This window comes from Candidatus Ponderosibacter sp. Uisw_141_02, from assembly GCF_048087665.1.
Taxonomy (GTDB): Bacteria; Pseudomonadota; Alphaproteobacteria; order Puniceispirillales; family Puniceispirillaceae; genus UBA3439.
In genome coordinates this window covers 1,101,440-1,117,328 of sequence record NZ_CP159807.1, presented here as the reverse complement: position 1 = coordinate 1,117,328, position 15,889 = coordinate 1,101,440, and the positions used below count along the sequence as shown (strand labels likewise).

Below are 15,889 nucleotides of genomic sequence, written 5' to 3'. Positions count from 1 at the left end.
GGTTAATTATGAAGAAAAAAGCAGTGACGATTGTTCTTTTGGCAAGCTGTCTCGCCTTTGGCGCATGTTCTAGCTATCCAACTTGGGTTCCAGACTGGGCACAGGTCGGCGCCGAGTAACGCGTTAACCCCAATTTGTGCCAACATGAGACCGCTGTTACCAAACGCGGTAATGTTGGCAGGTGGCGTTAAAAATGATTTCAATAGCACAGCATTATGTCTGTGCTATTGTTGTTTCAAACTGCCATTAACTGGTCGCAACGTCTTGCCTCACAAGGAAAAATATCATGTCAAAACAAACCATCTCGGTATTTGGGCTAGGCTCAATGGGGTTTGGCGTGGCTTGTTCAGCGCTTGCCGCAGGCCATCATGTCTTTGGTTTTGATGTGAATATCGCCAGCCAAGACCGGTTTCTGGACAAAGGTGGCGATCGGGCGGAGATTGCTGAGGCTGGCGCCGTGTCGGATGTGGTAATTTCGGTGGTGCTAAATGGCGCGCAAACGACTGATATTCTGTTTGGCGAGGCGGGCATTGTGCCGCATATGCGCCCGGGAAGTGTGGTTATTTCCTGCGCCACGGTTGCGCCTGATCTGGCGCGCGAATTAGCGGCGAAATGCGATGTGTTTCAGGTGCTGTATCTTGATGCCCCCATTTCGGGCGGGTCGGTCAAGGCGGCCGAAGGCGCGCTAACAATGATGGCATCGGGAAGCGCAGACGCCTTTGCCGCAGCCAAACCAGCGCTTGATGCTATCACTCAGACGGTTTACCAGCTTGGTGACGCGGCTGGCCCAGGTTCGGCGATGAAAGCGGTCAATCAGCTATTGGCGGGAGTGCATATCGCCGCGATGGGTGAGGCGTTGACTTTCGGCATCAGTCAGGGCGTCGATGCGGCACGCATTGTCGAGGTGATTTCCAAATGTGCCGGCACAAGCTGGATGTTCGAAAATCGGGCGCCGCATGTTGTTGATGGTGATTACACGCCACATTCGGCAATCAATATCTGGCTAAAAGATCTTGGTATTGTTCTTGATGTGGCCAAGGGATCGCATTTTTCAGCGCCGCTTGCCACCGCTGCCCTACAGCAATTTGTTGCGGCCGCAGGCCAGGGGCTTGGCGGCGAAGATGATGCGGCTGTTGCCAAGGTTTATGCAAAAAATGCAGGTCTGGCCCTGCCGAAGGCAAAATAGGTAGGGCCATCGGCAAAATAGCTAGGGCCAGATAGATCGGTGTTTCGCTAACCTAATTAGGCAGGTGAGGGCGTGCTGGTCTCGATTGGCGCGTCCGAGGCACCCCATTCGCTCCATGATCCGTCATAGACAAACACATTCTCATTGCCAAGAAGCGCCAGTCCAAGCGCAAGGCCGCATGCCGTAACGCCCGAACCGCAGGTAGTGATCACGGGACGGTCAGTCTGGATACCGCCAGCGGCAAAGGCCGCCGCAATTTCGTCAAGGGAGCGCAGCCGGCCATCTTGATTGATAAGGCTGGCAATTGGCACATTTGACGCGCCAGGCATATGCCCGCGGCGCAATCCTGCTCTTGGTTCGGGGTCGACACCGGCAAACCGGCCAGCCGACCGCGCATCGGCAATCTGTCCGGCAACGCCAAGCTCGACAAGCTGGCGAAGGCTGTCCACCGGAATCATTTGCGCGCCAATCGGGGCTCGAACGGTAAAGCCGCCTTTGGGCGCATCAATCGTGGGGCCGTTTTCAGTCGCGCCTGACCGTGCAAGCCATGATTTCAACCCACCATCAAGAACGCTGACTTTTTCATGACCGAATAAACGAAGCATCCACCATGCGCGGGCTGAACTCAAAAATACTGAATCACAATAGACAATCACATGATCATCATTCTCAAGACCAAGATCTTGCATTTGTGATTGAAATTGATCAGCCGCAGGCAGGGTATGGGGCAAGGGTGATGATTTATCGGCAATCTTATCAATATCAAACCGCAATGATCCGGCGATGCGGCAGGCCAAATGTTCGGCATTGGCATCGCGCCCCAATGTTGGCAAATGCGATGTTGCATCAAAAACTTTAAGCCGCAGATTGCCTAAATTGCTGGCAAGCCATTCGGCGTTAACAATAAGCGGCGTTGATGATGCGGTGGATGACATTGAAACCTCAGATCTTTGGTCATGTTTTGACAAAAGGGAAATAGCCTAGAGCCAGCTTGGAACTGGCAGGTTTTTTGAGCGTAGAAATTCTGGGTTCCAAACCTTGGATTGATAGCGCTGGCCCGAATCACATAAAATCGTCACAATGCTATGTCCCGGCCCCATTTCACGCGCCATTGCGACCGCGCCTGCCACATTGATGGCGGTCGATCCGCCAAGATAAAGCCCTTCATTCTGCATAAGGTCATAAATCAATGGTAACGCATCACTGTCGGCAAGGCAGAACGCCATGTCAACCGGCGCTTCGGCTAGATTGGCGGTAATGCGGCCTTGGCCGATGCCTTCGGAAATCGAATTGCCGTCCGATTTCAATTCGCCATGGCGGTAATAATTGAAAAGTGCCGACCCTTCGGGATCAGCAAGGCCGATTTTAACATCTTTATTTTGTTCTTTCAGAAATTGACCGACACCGGCAAGCGTTCCCCCCGATCCGACAGCGCAAATAAACCCATCAATTTGTCCATTTGTCTGATTCCAGATTTCAGGGCCAGTGGTCTGGTAATGGCCTTTCATATTGGCCGTATTGTCAAATTGGTTTGCCCAGATCACACCGCCATTATGTGTTGACGCCAATTCTTTTGCCAAAGCTTCGGAATAGCGAACATAATTATTTGGGTTTTTGTAGGGGGCAGCAGGCACAAGGCGTAAATCAGCACCACAAACCCGCAAAACATCTTTTTTCTCTTCGCTTTGCGTTTCAGGCATTACAATGACCGATTTATAGCCTTTGGCATTACCAACCATCGTCAAGCCAATACCGGTATTACCAGCAGTGCCCTCAACAATGATGCCACCGGGGCCGATCAAACCACGCGCTTCGGCATCTTCGATAATTGCCTTGGCTGCACGATCTTTGACCGATCCACCAGGGTTCATGAATTCTGCCTTGCCGTAAATATCACATCCGGTCAGTTCGGAAACGGTTTTGAGGCGAATTAGCGGCGTGTTGCCAATGGCAGCGACAAATCCGGGAACATTGTTTTGCGACATGAATTCACCCTGTGAATTTGAAAGTAAAACCGGCGAGTTTGGCAACATCAAATTATGTTTGTCAAAGAGAGGCGGTGCAAACCCAATGTAAAACCCTCGTATAATTTGTAAATCGAAAATTTCATTGGCTAGCTTTTAACAAAGACGGGGGGTGCAACATAAATTCCATTCTTGGCAAGGGGCGTTGTTCATGGCAGGGTTTTTGGGCAGCATAAAGCAAATACAATGATTTGGGATATCCGGTTTAACCGGCATAAAGGTGATAATGGCGCGCGTGACTCTCATTCGGCACGGCAAGGCTGAAACATCCAAGCTTGGGGTGCAGGATTTTGACCGTCCCCTGATTTCAAGAGGACAGATCAACGCGTCGGCGGTTGGCGCATTTTTGGCCACGCACCGCATGCTGCCCCAGCTTGTTCTGGTGTCGCCTTCGGCACGAACCCGCGAAACCTATGAATTTATCAAACCTCACTGGCCTGACGAAATTGCGGTTCAATTTGTTGATCAACTTTATGAGGCCTCGGCAAGCACTCTTTTACAGGCAATCATTGATTATGGTGGTGATTTCTCGGATATTGCCGTTATCGGCCATAATCCCAGCCTTGTTGTGTTATTGAATCATATGGTTGGTGATGGTCATGCTGAACAGAATCTTGGCTATTTCCCGACATGCTGCATGGCCGATATTGGGTTTGTTGCGCCAAAAATCCGCGATTTGATCTCGGATGGGGGAAGATTGCTGTCGATCAAACGCGCCCGTGATCTCTAGGCAATTTAGCCCGGCATTTTATGATCCAATTTTATCTGTAAAAAACTGATTTTCCGGCAAATCATTTATCTTTGACGCTTGACAGCAATGTTTTAGCGTATTAAACCGCTACCACATTGTAACGGGACTGCAAAAGAGGTAAATGGCCTTTGAAACGTGACCAGATAGACACAACGCATGAAGACGATCTTTTCGACGCTATTCTGGCGTTGGACAGCCCAAGTGAAGCGCGCAATTTCTTTTATGATCTTTGCACGCCAGCCGAGCTTGAAGGGCTGGTTGACCGTTGGCGCGTTGCACAAATGCTGGTGAAAAAAGTGCCGTACCGCAGAATTGCCGAAGAAACCAATGTCAGCACGGCGACCATCGTTCGCGTCGCACGGTTTTTGAATAATGGATTTGATGGCTATAAATCAATCATGCAAAGACAGGGTAAGTTATGAGGGAAGAAAAGCGGCTTAAAATAGCCATCCAGAAATCTGGCAGGCTTGCCGATATGTCGATTCAATTGTTGGAAAAATGCGGCATTTCGCTGGCGAAAAGCCGTGATCAGCTTTTATGTCGTGCACAAAATTTCCCGCTTGATATCTTTTTGGTTCGTGATGACGATATTCCGGCTTTTCTGGCAACGGATGTTTGCCAGCTTGGCATTCTTGGCGAGAACGGCCTTCTTGAAAAACAGGCACTTGGCAATGGCAAATTTGCCGGGCTTCGCCAGCTATTACCGCTTGGCTATGGCAGATGCCGCCTATCGATCGCCGTACCGCATGATTTTGATTATCAATCAATCGACTCGTTAAATGGCAAGGTCATCGCAACATCTTACAAGGGCTTGCTGGCACAATATCTTGCTGATCATAAAATTGATGCTGATATCGTCACGATGGAAGGCGCGGTCGAGGTTGCGCCAAGAACGCATCTTGCCGATGTGATTTGCGATCTTGTCTCGACTGGCAGCACGCTTGTGTCAAACGGGCTTGTGGAAAAAGATATTATTTTGCAATCACAGGCGGTTCTGGTTACCAACCAGATTGATGATCCTGAAATTGCTGCTTTAGCGGAAAAGGTGACATCACGCATCAAAGCGGTTTTGCGCGCTGAAAACAGCCGCTATATTATGCTGAACAGCCCAATTGATAGTCTGGAGGCAATCAAGGCCGTTTTGCCCGGTTCGCAATCACCAACCGTTATGCCGCTTCAGGGGCGTGATGATATGGTTGCCGTTCATGCGGTTTGCGAAGAAGGCGTATTTTGGGACACGATGGAAGATCTGAAAGCCAACGGTGCCAATTCAATTCTTGTTGTTCCCATCGAAAAAATGCTGGATTAAAGCCATGGCTTCATCTTCATCATCTGACATGACAGCGATCTGTCAACGTGCGCGCCCTGAAATTCTGGCAATGGCGGGTTATGTTTCGGCGCGGTCGCTACAGTTACCCGGCAGTGAGACAGTTTTTCTAGACGCCAATGAATGCGCCTTTGAGCCTTTTGTTGGTGCCAGTGGTTTGTCGCGCTATCCAACCCAGCAGCCAGCCCAGCTTGTCGATTCTTTTTGTCGCTGGCTTGATGTGTCATCGCGTAATCTAACAATCACCCGCGGCGCGGATGAGGCGATTGATTGCCTGATGCGCGCCTTTTGCATTCCGGCGGTTGATAATGTGGTCATTTGCCCGCCAACATTCGCCATGTATGCGCAATCGGCCATGTTGCAAGGGGTGGCGGCGCGTTCGGCAATGCTGGACAGCAATTTCGGGCTGGATCTTGCCGCCATTGAGAAAGCGGTTGATGCCAATACCAAAATGATTTTTGTCTGTTCGCCGAACAATCCAACAGCCAATATTATGGATGCTGGCGCGATTCAAAAGCTATGCGAAACCTATGCTGATACCGCACTTATTATTGTTGATGAGACCTATATCGAATTTAGCGATCAACCAAGTTCGATCGCCAAGCTTGATCAATTTGCCAATCTGGTGGTTTTGCGGACATTGTCTAAATCACATGCCGCGGCGGGCTTGCGATGCGGGGCGGCGGTGGCACGCGGTGACGTGACCAGCCTTTTGCAAAAAGTCTTGGCACCTTATCCGCTGGCAGCGCCCGTTATGCAGGCAGCCCTGACCATTCTCAAACCGGAAAATACGGCCAAACTTGCTGAAAAACGCGCCGATATCGTGACGCGCCGCAATGGCTATGCTAAAGAATTTGCCAAACTTGACGATGTTCAATCGGTTCTGCCATCAGATGCCAATTACCTGCTTTTGCTGGTTCGTGATGCCGCAGACCTATGCGAAAAAGCTCGAAAATCAGGCATTATCCTTCGTGATCAATCACATCAACCCGGGCTTGAAAATGCGGTTCGTATTGCCATTGGCAGTGCCGAGGAGATGCAGCAATTGCTGTCGGTGCTGGCGGGAGAAAACCCACCCGCGCTTCCAGCTCAACGCCGCTTTAGCGTGACGCGCAAGACCAGCGAAACTGCCATTTCAGTCACCGTTAATCTTGATAAAACAGCGCCGATTAAAATCAATACAGGTGTTGGCTTTTATGATCACATGCTGGATCAGATTGCCAAACATGGCGGTTTTTCACTTGAGCTTGAATGTGATGGTGATCTGCATATTGATCCGCATCATTCGGTTGAGGATTGCGCGATTGCGCTTGGACAGGCTATTCGCGGTGCGCTTGGCGACAAACGCGGCATTGGCCGATATGGATTTTTCCTGCCAATGGATGAATCACTGGTTCAGGTGGCGCTTGATTTTGGTGGTCGGTTTTACCTCGATTTCAAGGCTGATTTCCCCGAAAGCCATGTTGGTGATTTGCCATGCGATATGGTGCCACATGTATTTTATTCGCTTGCCGAGCATATGCAGGCCAATCTTCACATCGCGGTAACGGGTGAAAATACGCATCACATGGTCGAGGCTTGTTTCAAAGGGTTTGGCCGCGCCTTCCGTCAAGCCATTCGCATTGAGGGCACTGAAATGCCAAGCACAAAGGGAACGCTATGATTGCCATCATTGATAGCGGCGGTGCCAATATAGCCTCGGTTCAATTTGCCTTGGAACGGCTTGGGGCGGAATCGGTTTTGACCAAAGATGTCAAAATGATTCAATCTGCCGACAAAGTTTTGCTTCCCGGGGTTGGTGCCGCTCCGATCGCCATGCAAAATCTAGCTGAATATGAGCTGATTGACTGCATCCGCGGTTTGACCCAGCCAGTGATGGGCATTTGCCTTGGTATGCAGCTATTATTTGCAGTTTCGCCCGAGGGCAATACTCCGCTTTTAGGCATTTTTGATGCTGATTGCGAAACCTTTGCCCCCACGCAAGGCAGGTCTGTGCCGCATATGGGTTGGAACCGGCTGGCAAAACAGCAAGACCACCCGTTATTGGCTGGGGTTGACGAGGGGGCGCATGTCTATTTCGTGCATAGCTATTTTGCTCCTGTAACAGCACAAACAATTGCCGCAACAAACTATGGTGATGATTTCACCGCGATTGTTGCCGAAAATAATTTTATGGGCTGTCAGTTTCATCCCGAAAGATCGGGGCCGGTTGGCGCGCAAATTCTACGTAATTTTCTGGAGATGCCATCATGATCATTTATCCAGCGATTGACCTTATTGGCGGTGCTGTTGTGAGGTTGCATAAAGGTAATTTTGACCAATTGACGACATATGGCGATGATCCAGTTTCGGTTGCGCAATCCTATGCTGATGCCGGCGCAACATGGCTTCACCTGGTTGATCTTGATGGTGCCAAAAACCCGGATAACCGCCAGATTTATCTGATTGCCAAAATCATCAGCAGCACCGGCCTAAAGGTTCAAACAGGCGGCGGTATTCGCTCATTTGCCGATGTTCAGGCCTTGGTTGATGCTGGCGCAAGCCGAATTGTCATTGGCAGTCTTGCGGTTCGTGACTCTGAAGCAACCAAAGCAATTTTCCAAGCCTTTGGGCCAGAAAAAATCTGTCTTGCGGCCGATGTGATATGGCAAAATGGCGGATTTTATATTGCGGTATCTGGATGGCAAGAAGCAAGCCGCTTGTCACTTTTCGATTTTATCGAAACCTATCAGCAAGATGGGCTTTTGCACGCGCTTTGTACCGATATTGATCGCGACGGCACCTTAACCGGCTGTAACCGTGATCTGTATCAAGAGGTGAAACAGACATATCCGAAACTGCAATTGCAAGCCTCTGGCGGGGTTAGCATGCTTGCCGATCTTGACGGATTGACCGCCGATGGCGTGATCATTGGCAAAGCATTATATGAGGGGCGCTTTACCGTTGCACAGGCGTTGGAGGCGGTCGCATGCTAACCAAACGGATTATCGCTTGTCTTGATGTCAAAGATGGCCGTGTTGTCAAAGGCGTTCAATTTCGCAATCATGTCGATATGGGCGATATTCTTGAGCTTAGCCAACGTTATGCCGATGAAGGCGTCGACGAGCTGGTTTTTTATGACATAACTGCCAGCAGCGATGGCCGTGTTGTCGATAAAAGCTGGGTTAATCAGATTGCCCGGCGGATCAATATTCCGTTTTGCGTTGCTGGCGGCATTCGCACCATTGCTGATGCCAAGGCAATTTTGAATGATGGCGCGGATAAAATTTCGGTGAATTCACCTGCTTTGGAACGACCTGAATTTATCTCCGAACTTGCCGCGACATTCGGCACCCAATGTGTTGTTGCCGGCATTGATAGCCGCCGTGAAGGCGATAAATTGCATGTTTATCAATATACTGGCGATGAAGCCAAAACCATTAAATCAAAGCGTGATACCGTGTCTTGGGCGCGTGAAGTCACCCGTCTTGGTGCTGGCGAAATCGTGCTGAACTGCATGAATAATGATGGCGTTCGCCAAGGCTATGATATCGACCAACTTGCTGCGGTTCAGGCTGCTGTCACGGTGCCTGTTATCGCATCAGGCGGGGCAGGCGATTATGTGCATTTTGCCGATCTATTCCGGCATAGTGATATTGATGGAGCCTTGGCAGCATCGGTTTTTCACAGCGGAAAAATTCCAATCCCGACATTAAAAGCCTATCTGAAATCTAAATCAATCGAAGTACGAGTTTAGCCATGCCAGATATTAATCTTGATAAAATTAACTGGGATAAAGGCGACGGGTTAGTGCCTGCCATCGTTCAAAACAGTGATAACGGCCAGGTTCTGATGCTTGCCTATATGGATCGTGCAGCCTTGGCGCAAACGATCAGCAGCAAAAAAGTGACCTTTTTCAGTCGGTCGAAAAACCGGCTTTGGACCAAGGGCGAAACATCAGGCAATTGGCTTGATTACATTAGCGGCGAAATGGATTGTGACGCTGACACGCTTTTGATTCAAGCCCGCCCGCAAGGTCCGTCTTGCCACACTGGCAGCGTGACCTGTTTTAATGATCAGAAGCCAAGTAATATCAGTTTTCTTGATCAGCTAGTCACGCTGATTGCCGAACGCCGAAAAACGATGCCTGAAGGCAGCTATACGACAAGCCTATTTTCCGAAGGCAAGGCGCGCATCGCACAAAAAGTTGGCGAAGAGGGCGTCGAGTTGGCCTTGGCGCGGATGAAGGGTGACAGCGAAGAAATGGCGAATGAAGCCGCCGATTTGCTGTTTCACATGATTGTTCTTCTTGAAGATGCCGGACTAAGCCTAGCCGATGCCATCAGCGTACTGCAAAACCGCCATACACAAAGGCGTATATCCCCCTTTAATGCCTAATATCTTTTGCAGCACTCGGGTCAGTGCCAAGCTATTTGGATCAATGCTTGATGTGATGCATCCGACTGATTGAACTAAACCAAATGCTAATCACTGCCGCAACGATTGACAAACAGAAAGCCTGTCATCTTAAGCTCACGGCAGCCGATTTATTAAACTTTACATTAGAGAGTAGGCTATTAGTCAAAGAATATTCATGAGACTATAAATAACATTTTTTCAATCACATCGCTTGTTGTTGTGCTTGCTCAACTTTTGCTGTTTAAAAGCTGAATGGCTTCAACAGGTAATTAAATGTTTTTATAGCGAGTTCATGACCTTTTCAATTTAAGGTGATTGAGTACACGTTTCACCCTGTTTTTAGCTTCAATTTTTCTCGTGTGTTGATTAAAGCGCCCAATCAAACCCATTATAAGAGTTTTTGATTTTTCAAAATCAGAGCCAACGACACGCTGATTGTGATCAAACTCAATCATCAATATTTTTCGTGTAACTGGCATTCCTATTGTTAGGGCTGGTAAAATATGCAAAGGGTTTGAGCTCGCCTCATCAACCTCGTAGATCCACGTCATCGGCTCATATTTGTCAAAGATGATATCCGTTGGCTCTCCAAGTTGGGCTATAACCCGTCTATAATCTTTACCCAATAATGAGTGTTTTTCTCCATCTTCAAATTCTGCTATGGAAATTGCGCCGTAATAAACAGGCCGACACCCAGCCAGCAAAACTAACGCCAGCAGCATTTGACACATTAGGTTAACGAGACCAGCCGGCATTATTTTTTAATCCTTGAAATAGAAATGATTAATTGCTGAGGTCGAACTAATTCACACGCCAATAAAACGAATGGCAACGTCCTGTCGTTGCGGTTTCACGCAATCAATAACTCTTGTCCTTCAAAACACACTATTATTTACTGAGGGCAATTAATCAACCTCCAGCCTAAATTTTCTTAATGTTTTGATTTCAATAAAATAATTGGCTCCCCGGGACGGATTCGAACCGCCGGCCAAGCGATTAACAGTCGCTTGCTCTACCGCTGAGCTACCGGGGAATAGTGCCCTGCCAAGCGTTATATAGAACAAAAATTGATATGCAAGCCCGTTTTCAAGCAAAATCACTCATTGCCAACAAAAATGGAAATCCAGCTTGTGAAACCGGCTTTGCGCGTGGGTATTACCGATCAAGAGCGCCAAGAGCCTTCGCAAGCCGCCCAATATCATTGTCATCAAGTGTAGTTGCGCGAAGCGTTTGTATCTCGATCAAAGGGCGCGACGCGCTTGATCGCGCATAAGCGGGGTCATAATGCGTTTCCAGAAGATTGTGAACAAAGCCGCGCCAGTCGCCTGCCTTGATTGCCGATTCCCATACATCAAATGTGGCGGTGCTGTAACGCTGGCGAAGCCCTTCCAGCAATTTGATAAGATGTTCAGGCTGTTCGATGATATGGCGATAATCACGCTGTAAAAAAGCAGTGCGGGCGTCAATTGGGGCGGTTAGGCTCACGCGGCTTGCCTGTCGCATTGATGCCCACAGTGCCGAGGGAACATGGATTTGCCCGATTTTATTACTCTCAGCCTCGATAAAGACAGGCCGGTCAGGGCTGAAATTCTGCAAAGCGGCGCATAGACGCGATTCAAACAAACGCTGGGCGGGTTGCGGTGATCCGGGTTCACTGCCAAGAAGCGAGCCTCGATGGTTTGCCAGACCTTCGAGATCAAGCACCTGTAGACCATTTTGAGCCGCCGCACGCAAAATATGGGTTTTTGCCGTACCGGTTGGCCCGGATAAAACGATCAGTCGAAATTTAGCAGGCAGATGATCAAGATCATCAAGAACCGCCTTCCGATAGGATTTGTACCCACCTTCAATCACGGCGCTATGCCAACCGATATCGCTAAATATCTTTGCCATCGCGCCGCTTCGCTGGCCGCCACGCCAGCAATAGATCAACGGCCGCCAATCCCGATCTTTTTTGGCAAGATCGGTTTGAAGATGAACAGCTATGTTCTGCGCCACCAACGCCGCACCTGACCGTTTTGCCTCAAATGGATTGATTTGCTTGTAGATTGTGCCAATTTCGGCGCGCTGCGCATCATCCAAAACCGGCAGATTAATCGCCCCTGGCATATGGTCATCCAGAAATTCGGATGCCGAGCGCACATCAATAATGTTGTCAAATCCGGTTTTCTTGAGCAAAGCAAAATCAGGCGCAATGCGGGTGATTGGTGCCGTCATTTGCTGCGCCATTCTGCGGCACCTATTGCGGTGTAAATTCCCATTTTTGGTAAATTTGCTGTCATCATGATGTTTTTACATATTTCCGGTTAGATGAACACCGGCATTGGTAAAATCAAGCGTGCCAATGATGGCGGCCATCTGCCCATCTTTATGCAGGTTTACAACAAGCTGGTTAGCGGCACCCCGGGGAAACACGCCAAGTAAGCCACCACTGGTTTGCGGGTCAAACAACGTTTCAATATGGGAATCAATCTGCGCGCTCGAATCACCTCTCAACCCGCTTGTGTCAATTTGCACGGCGGCGCGGTTCTGATCATGCAAGCTTGATTTTATGCCCGACGATAACAGCGCCAAAGCGCCATTAAGCAATGGCAGTGATGACAGATCAAGGCGGCAACCGCTGGCACCAAGGCGAAGGCTTAAATTCTGCGCATGGCGTGCCAGACCAAAACCAGTAATGTCGGTGGCACCCAAAACCCCTTTTTTCAAAAAATGCTTTGCCGCTTGCTGGTTTGACACGGCCATCTGCCGGATCGCGGCATCGACCCATTGCGCCTCGGCAACAAGCTGCATATGGCCTGCCATAATCACGCCAGTACCAAGCGGTTTGGTGAGAACAAGAACAAGATCATAGCCGGAACCAGCAGTCACAGACGTGGCTGGCCGCTTTTTCTTGCTATGACCAGTGACCGAAAACCCAACCGATAGAGCGCCGCCTTCGCTTGTATGGCCGCCAGTGAGCTTTACACCGGCCTCGCTAAGCGCAAATAGCCCGCCAGCTAGAATCTGCGTTAATTGGTTGGTTTGGATTGATAGATTAGCCTCGGGAAGATTGATAATGGCCAAGGCCGATGTGGGGGTGGCTAGGGCGGCGTAAAGATCGCTTAGCGCATGAACCGCGGCAATACGCCCAAGCATAAAGGGATCTGAAACAATTTCAGATAGAACATCGACCGATTGAACGAGTTGATGACCGGCTGGTGGCAACGCCATGATCGCCGCGTCAGTTTCAATGCCCGCCTCAGGCATTAAGGCTGGGTCAGCCCCATTTGAGACAGCCAGACCAACCGCATCTTCAAGCGCATCTGCCAAAACGTTATGGCTGGCCTTGGCGGCGCAACCAAGACAGCGCATTGTTGCAAAAACAGGGTCACGGTGACTCTGAGTTGAACCACCGTCAGGGCCCGAACCAAGACCGGCATCAAGACCGGCAAAAGGCTGGGGCGCTGGCGGGGTTGGCATGGTCAATTGCTGATATTTAGCCATGAACCGGCGATCAATCCAGTATTTGAGGGCTAAAAGCCCATTAGCCTTAACGCCAAATTGCCCCCAAGACGCAATGGCTCCATTATCTGCCGTGCCAATAATCGCAAGATAGCGCCTTTGCGCCGACCAACGTTTCAACGAATGACCATGCAGATATTTGCGAAGGTTTTTGGCCAGAACAGGCCCGGCGCGAACCGCAAAGACACCCGCCCTTGGCCGCGGGCTGCCGCTGATTGTGGCAACATCGCCTGCGGCAAAGATATTGTCATGGCTTTTTGATTGAAGCGTTGGGTGAACAGCAATAAATCCTTGATCATCCAGCGCTAGGCCGGTTGTGCTTAGCCAGCGCGGTGGGCGCACGGCCGAGACCAGAAAACAAGCGTCAAACGCTTCACTGGTATTGTCACCAAACCGGATTGTACCAGCGTCAATCTTATCAACGGCGCGGCCAAGCTGAAGCTTTATCCCGGCATCAAGAAGCGCACCAAACATCAAATGACTGGCACGCAGAGCCATTTGCGGCATCAGCCTTGTTGACCGGCTATAGAGCGTCAATTCCGGTGACGCTCCATGATCGCGCCAACGTTTGTTGAGCGCCAAGACCAATTCACATCCCGCCGCACCACCGCCAATAACGGCAAGCTTTTTTGGTAAGCCAGCGGCAAGAAGATCATCAAAGGCTTTTTGAAATTCGGCGATTGGTTTAACCGGAATCACGTGATCAGCCGCGCCTTTGATAGCACCAAGGTCGGGCTGGCCACCAATATTGATCGACAAGATATCGAAATGCAGCGGTGGCCGATCATCAAACAGCAATTTATGCCCATCCGCATCAATGCCGGTACAAGGCGCAATGATCAGGCGCGCGCCGGCAAATTGGGCGAGATGCGCCAGATCAACGTGAAGATCATCATCATCCCAGACGCCCTCAACATAGGCGGGAAGCATGCCGGAATAGGGGGTACGGATATTTGCGGTGACAATCGTGAGGCGCAATCCGGGAACTGGATTCATCGCAAAGCTTTTGATTGCCGCAATTTGGGCATGGCCACCACCAAGAAAAACCAGATCGGCCAGAATTGGGGGTTCACGTTTCATCAGCAATTTGCCTTTGACCCGATGGGGTGCGCTTGGTGTTTGCCGTTATTGATCGCCATATTGGCCAAGTTTCCCTTTGAAAAAGGCAGCTGCATTGCCATCAGCCTCAGTAATTGACATAACCTCACCAACAAAAATCGTATGATCACCGCCATCATATTCGGCCCATGGCCGACATTCCAGACTGGCAAGTGAATTGGCCAAAAGTGGCTGTCCATAGCTGCCAAAATGCCAAGCAGATTTGGCAAAACGATCATTTTCAGCCGCAGCAAATGTCTGACAAATACCAAGCTGGTCAGCCGCCATGATATTGACCGCAAAGCCAGGACAGCTTTGAAACAATGATAATTTATCATTCCTGTTATCAAGTGACCATAAAATCAATGGCGGTGTCAAAGATACCGAATTGAAGGAATTTACCGTCAATCCATAAGGAATGTTATCAGGGCCGGTAACCGTTACAATGGTTACGCCAGTCAAATATTGGCCCATGACAGCACGCAAGGCAGCACTTGCAACAGGTTGGTCATCAGAGATGGCAGAGTTTGTCATGAACGCCTCGAAAAAGAAAATGATCAATTGATCTTGTCTATGCTGGCAATTTCAAAACATCAGAATTCAAGCACAGCATAATTATCCTAGGTTTTTATAGGTCTAGCACGGTCGGGCTAGTGCCGTCATCACGGCTTGTGAAAGATTTTTACAATTGTCTTTATCTGGCGTTCCGACACCACTTCGGCAAGGATCACCGCGATAAAAATCAGAACACAACCAATAATAGCCATAAAAACAAGCCCTTCACCAAGCAACCACCAGCCAAAAAAGGCGGCAAAGACCGATTCAAGCGACAGAATCAACGCGGCTGCCGGTGCCGTTGTATGGCGCTGCGCCACAAGTTGAATGGTGAAACCCAGTCCCACCGCGACAATACCGGCAAAGGCAAGCTGGGGCAGCATCGGCACAAAATCACCAGGCGACGGTGATTCAAGTGGCAGCATGATGATCCCTGCAATCACGGCTGTCACAATCGATTGCAACGCCGAAAGCTGAAACGGCGCATTAATCTGTGTCATTATTTTTTGGATAAGCAAAATATGAGCCGCCCAGAAAAAGGCCCCGCCAACAATCAATAAATCGCCAAATTGCGCTTCAAGACTTGATGTCCCCGACAGCATAAAACTGCCAAGCAAGGAAATGACAACAGCCGGCCAAATATTTAGCGCAACGTGACGGCGTAAAAACAAAGCGGCAATCAACGGCACCAAAGGCACATAAAGCGCGGTTAAAAACGCCGCATTGGCAACATTAGTATAAACAAGTGCGGTTTGCTGAAGCCCGATCCCGCCAAACATGAAAACACCAAGCCCAAGTGCCCCAAGGCATATTTGCCGGTTCTGGCGCATGGCGGTAAACAGATTGACCTTTTTCATTTCAAAAATGGCAAGCGGCAATAATATTGCCGCGCCAATGACATAACGGCCAAAGGTAAAGCCCATCGGCCCGATAGTTTCCATGCCGGTCTTTTGTGCAATGAAGGTCGCGCCCCAAAAAAGCGCAGCGCAACACATCAGAAAATTTGCCATTGTCCGTGACATAACGTCTCCAATTCAGCCAAAAAG

At 49.6% G+C, this 15,889-nt stretch carries 16 protein-coding genes and 1 tRNA gene; 9 read left to right on the top strand and 8 right to left on the bottom strand.

Annotation, left to right across the window (positions count from 1 at the left end; translation table 11 throughout):
* Nucleotides 1-286: 286 nt before the first annotated feature.
* Nucleotides 287-1,186 (top strand): L-threonate dehydrogenase, encoded by a 900-nt coding sequence (gene ltnD, locus ABXT40_RS05680; RefSeq protein WP_443646856.1) that lies wholly within the window; start codon nucleotides 287-289, stop codon nucleotides 1,184-1,186.
* A 56-nt stretch (nucleotides 1,187-1,242) separates the two neighbouring features.
* Here the strand turns inward: ltnD and ABXT40_RS05675 are convergent, their stop codons facing one another.
* Complete coding sequence (locus ABXT40_RS05675) at nucleotides 1,243-2,121, bottom strand: sulfurtransferase (RefSeq protein ID WP_443646855.1); 879 nt, start codon at nucleotides 2,119-2,121, stop codon at nucleotides 1,243-1,245.
* A 45-nt stretch (nucleotides 2,122-2,166) separates the two neighbouring features.
* Nucleotides 2,167-3,171, bottom strand: coding sequence for a cysteine synthase A (locus ABXT40_RS05670; protein WP_443646854.1), 1,005 nt, complete (start codon nucleotides 3,169-3,171; stop codon nucleotides 2,167-2,169).
* A gap of 265 nt (nucleotides 3,172-3,436) precedes the next feature.
* Between ABXT40_RS05670 and ABXT40_RS05665 the strand changes: the two genes are divergently transcribed.
* The 8 genes from ABXT40_RS05665 (at nucleotide 3,437) to hisIE (ending at nucleotide 9,665) form a co-directional block, all read left to right on the top strand.
* Nucleotides 3,437-3,940 carry a SixA phosphatase family protein gene (locus tag ABXT40_RS05665; RefSeq protein ID WP_443646853.1) on the top strand — a complete coding sequence of 168 codons (504 nt, stop codon included), beginning with the start codon at nucleotides 3,437-3,439 and terminating at the stop codon, nucleotides 3,938-3,940.
* A gap of 149 nt (nucleotides 3,941-4,089) precedes the next feature.
* Nucleotides 4,090-4,383, top strand: coding sequence for a YerC/YecD family TrpR-related protein (locus tag ABXT40_RS05660; RefSeq protein WP_443646852.1), 294 nt, complete (start codon nucleotides 4,090-4,092; stop codon nucleotides 4,381-4,383).
* Nucleotides 4,380-5,270, top strand: coding sequence for an ATP phosphoribosyltransferase (hisG, locus tag ABXT40_RS05655; RefSeq protein WP_443646851.1), 891 nt, complete (start codon nucleotides 4,380-4,382; stop codon nucleotides 5,268-5,270). Before ABXT40_RS05660 ends, hisG begins: the two co-directional genes overlap by 4 nt.
* A gap of 4 nt (nucleotides 5,271-5,274) precedes the next feature.
* On the top strand, nucleotides 5,275-6,951 hold the full coding sequence (hisC, locus tag ABXT40_RS05650; protein ID WP_443646850.1) for a histidinol-phosphate transaminase: 1,677 nt from the start codon (nucleotides 5,275-5,277) through the stop codon (nucleotides 6,949-6,951).
* Complete coding sequence (hisH, locus tag ABXT40_RS05645; protein ID WP_443646849.1) at nucleotides 6,948-7,541, top strand: imidazole glycerol phosphate synthase subunit HisH; 594 nt, start codon at nucleotides 6,948-6,950, stop codon at nucleotides 7,539-7,541. The genes hisC and hisH overlap by 4 nt, the downstream gene beginning before the upstream one ends.
* Nucleotides 7,541-8,263: a 1-(5-phosphoribosyl)-5-[(5-phosphoribosylamino)methylideneamino]imidazole-4-carboxamide isomerase gene (hisA, locus tag ABXT40_RS05640; protein ID WP_443646968.1), complete on the top strand. Its 723-nt coding sequence runs from the start codon at nucleotides 7,541-7,543 to the stop codon at nucleotides 8,261-8,263. Before hisH ends, hisA begins: the two co-directional genes overlap by 1 nt.
* The gene (gene hisF, locus ABXT40_RS05635; RefSeq protein WP_443646848.1) at nucleotides 8,257-9,024 is read left to right on the top strand and encodes an imidazole glycerol phosphate synthase subunit HisF; all 768 of its coding nucleotides are present in this window, start codon (nucleotides 8,257-8,259) and stop codon (nucleotides 9,022-9,024) included. The genes hisA and hisF overlap by 7 nt, the downstream gene beginning before the upstream one ends.
* A 2-nt stretch (nucleotides 9,025-9,026) precedes the next feature.
* Nucleotides 9,027-9,665 carry a bifunctional phosphoribosyl-AMP cyclohydrolase/phosphoribosyl-ATP diphosphatase HisIE gene (gene hisIE, locus ABXT40_RS05630; protein WP_443646847.1) on the top strand — a complete coding sequence of 213 codons (639 nt, stop codon included), beginning with the start codon at nucleotides 9,027-9,029 and terminating at the stop codon, nucleotides 9,663-9,665.
* A gap of 311 nt (nucleotides 9,666-9,976) precedes the next feature.
* Here hisIE and ABXT40_RS05625 read toward each other — a convergent pair whose 3' ends face one another.
* From ABXT40_RS05625 to ABXT40_RS05600, 6 genes are all read right to left on the bottom strand, one after another.
* Entirely contained in the window at nucleotides 9,977-10,441 is a 465-nt protein-coding gene (locus ABXT40_RS05625) for a hypothetical protein (protein ID WP_443646846.1), read from the bottom strand.
* 203 nt (nucleotides 10,442-10,644) lie between these two features.
* Nucleotides 10,645-10,719: transfer RNA gene (locus ABXT40_RS05620), tRNA-Asn, on the bottom strand.
* Between the two features lie 122 nt (nucleotides 10,720-10,841).
* Nucleotides 10,842-11,915 (bottom strand): tRNA 2-selenouridine(34) synthase MnmH, encoded by a 1,074-nt coding sequence (gene mnmH / locus ABXT40_RS05615; RefSeq protein WP_443646845.1) that lies wholly within the window; start codon nucleotides 11,913-11,915, stop codon nucleotides 10,842-10,844.
* 63 nt (nucleotides 11,916-11,978) lie between these two features.
* Nucleotides 11,979-14,270 carry a selenide, water dikinase SelD gene (gene selD, locus ABXT40_RS05610; RefSeq protein ID WP_443646844.1) on the bottom strand — a complete coding sequence of 764 codons (2,292 nt, stop codon included), beginning with the start codon at nucleotides 14,268-14,270 and terminating at the stop codon, nucleotides 11,979-11,981.
* Between the two features lie 45 nt (nucleotides 14,271-14,315).
* On the bottom strand, nucleotides 14,316-14,822 hold the full coding sequence (locus ABXT40_RS05605) for a flavin reductase family protein (protein ID WP_443646843.1): 507 nt from the start codon (nucleotides 14,820-14,822) through the stop codon (nucleotides 14,316-14,318).
* 128 nt (nucleotides 14,823-14,950) lie between these two features.
* Entirely contained in the window at nucleotides 14,951-15,865 is a 915-nt protein-coding gene (locus tag ABXT40_RS05600) for a DMT family transporter (protein WP_443646842.1), read from the bottom strand.
* Nucleotides 15,866-15,889: the final 24 nt, after the last annotated feature.

Bases quoted from the DNA above. Each gene is read 5' to 3' on its own strand.
- ltnD (WP_443646856.1), top strand. From the start codon at position 287: ATGTCAAAACAAACCATCTCGGTATTTGGGCTAGGCTCAATGGGGTTT.
- ABXT40_RS05675 (WP_443646855.1), bottom strand. From the start codon at position 2,121: ATGTCATCCACCGCATCATCAACGCCGCTTATTGTTAACGCCGAATGG.
- ABXT40_RS05670 (WP_443646854.1), bottom strand. From the start codon at position 3,171: ATGTCGCAAAACAATGTTCCCGGATTTGTCGCTGCCATTGGCAACACG.
- ABXT40_RS05665 (WP_443646853.1), top strand. From the start codon at position 3,437: ATGGCGCGCGTGACTCTCATTCGGCACGGCAAGGCTGAAACATCCAAG.
- hisG (WP_443646851.1), top strand. From the start codon at position 4,380: ATGAGGGAAGAAAAGCGGCTTAAAATAGCCATCCAGAAATCTGGCAGG.
- hisC (WP_443646850.1), top strand. From the start codon at position 5,275: ATGGCTTCATCTTCATCATCTGACATGACAGCGATCTGTCAACGTGCG.
- hisH (WP_443646849.1), top strand. From the start codon at position 6,948: ATGATTGCCATCATTGATAGCGGCGGTGCCAATATAGCCTCGGTTCAA.
- hisF (WP_443646848.1), top strand. From the start codon at position 8,257: ATGCTAACCAAACGGATTATCGCTTGTCTTGATGTCAAAGATGGCCGT.
- hisIE (WP_443646847.1), top strand. From the start codon at position 9,027: ATGCCAGATATTAATCTTGATAAAATTAACTGGGATAAAGGCGACGGG.
- ABXT40_RS05625 (WP_443646846.1), bottom strand. From the start codon at position 10,441: ATGCCGGCTGGTCTCGTTAACCTAATGTGTCAAATGCTGCTGGCGTTA.
- mnmH (WP_443646845.1), bottom strand. From the start codon at position 11,915: ATGGCGCAGCAAATGACGGCACCAATCACCCGCATTGCGCCTGATTTT.
- selD (WP_443646844.1), bottom strand. From the start codon at position 14,270: ATGAAACGTGAACCCCCAATTCTGGCCGATCTGGTTTTTCTTGGTGGT.
- ABXT40_RS05605 (WP_443646843.1), bottom strand. From the start codon at position 14,822: ATGACAAACTCTGCCATCTCTGATGACCAACCTGTTGCAAGTGCTGCC.
- ABXT40_RS05600 (WP_443646842.1), bottom strand. From the start codon at position 15,865: ATGTCACGGACAATGGCAAATTTTCTGATGTGTTGCGCTGCGCTTTTT.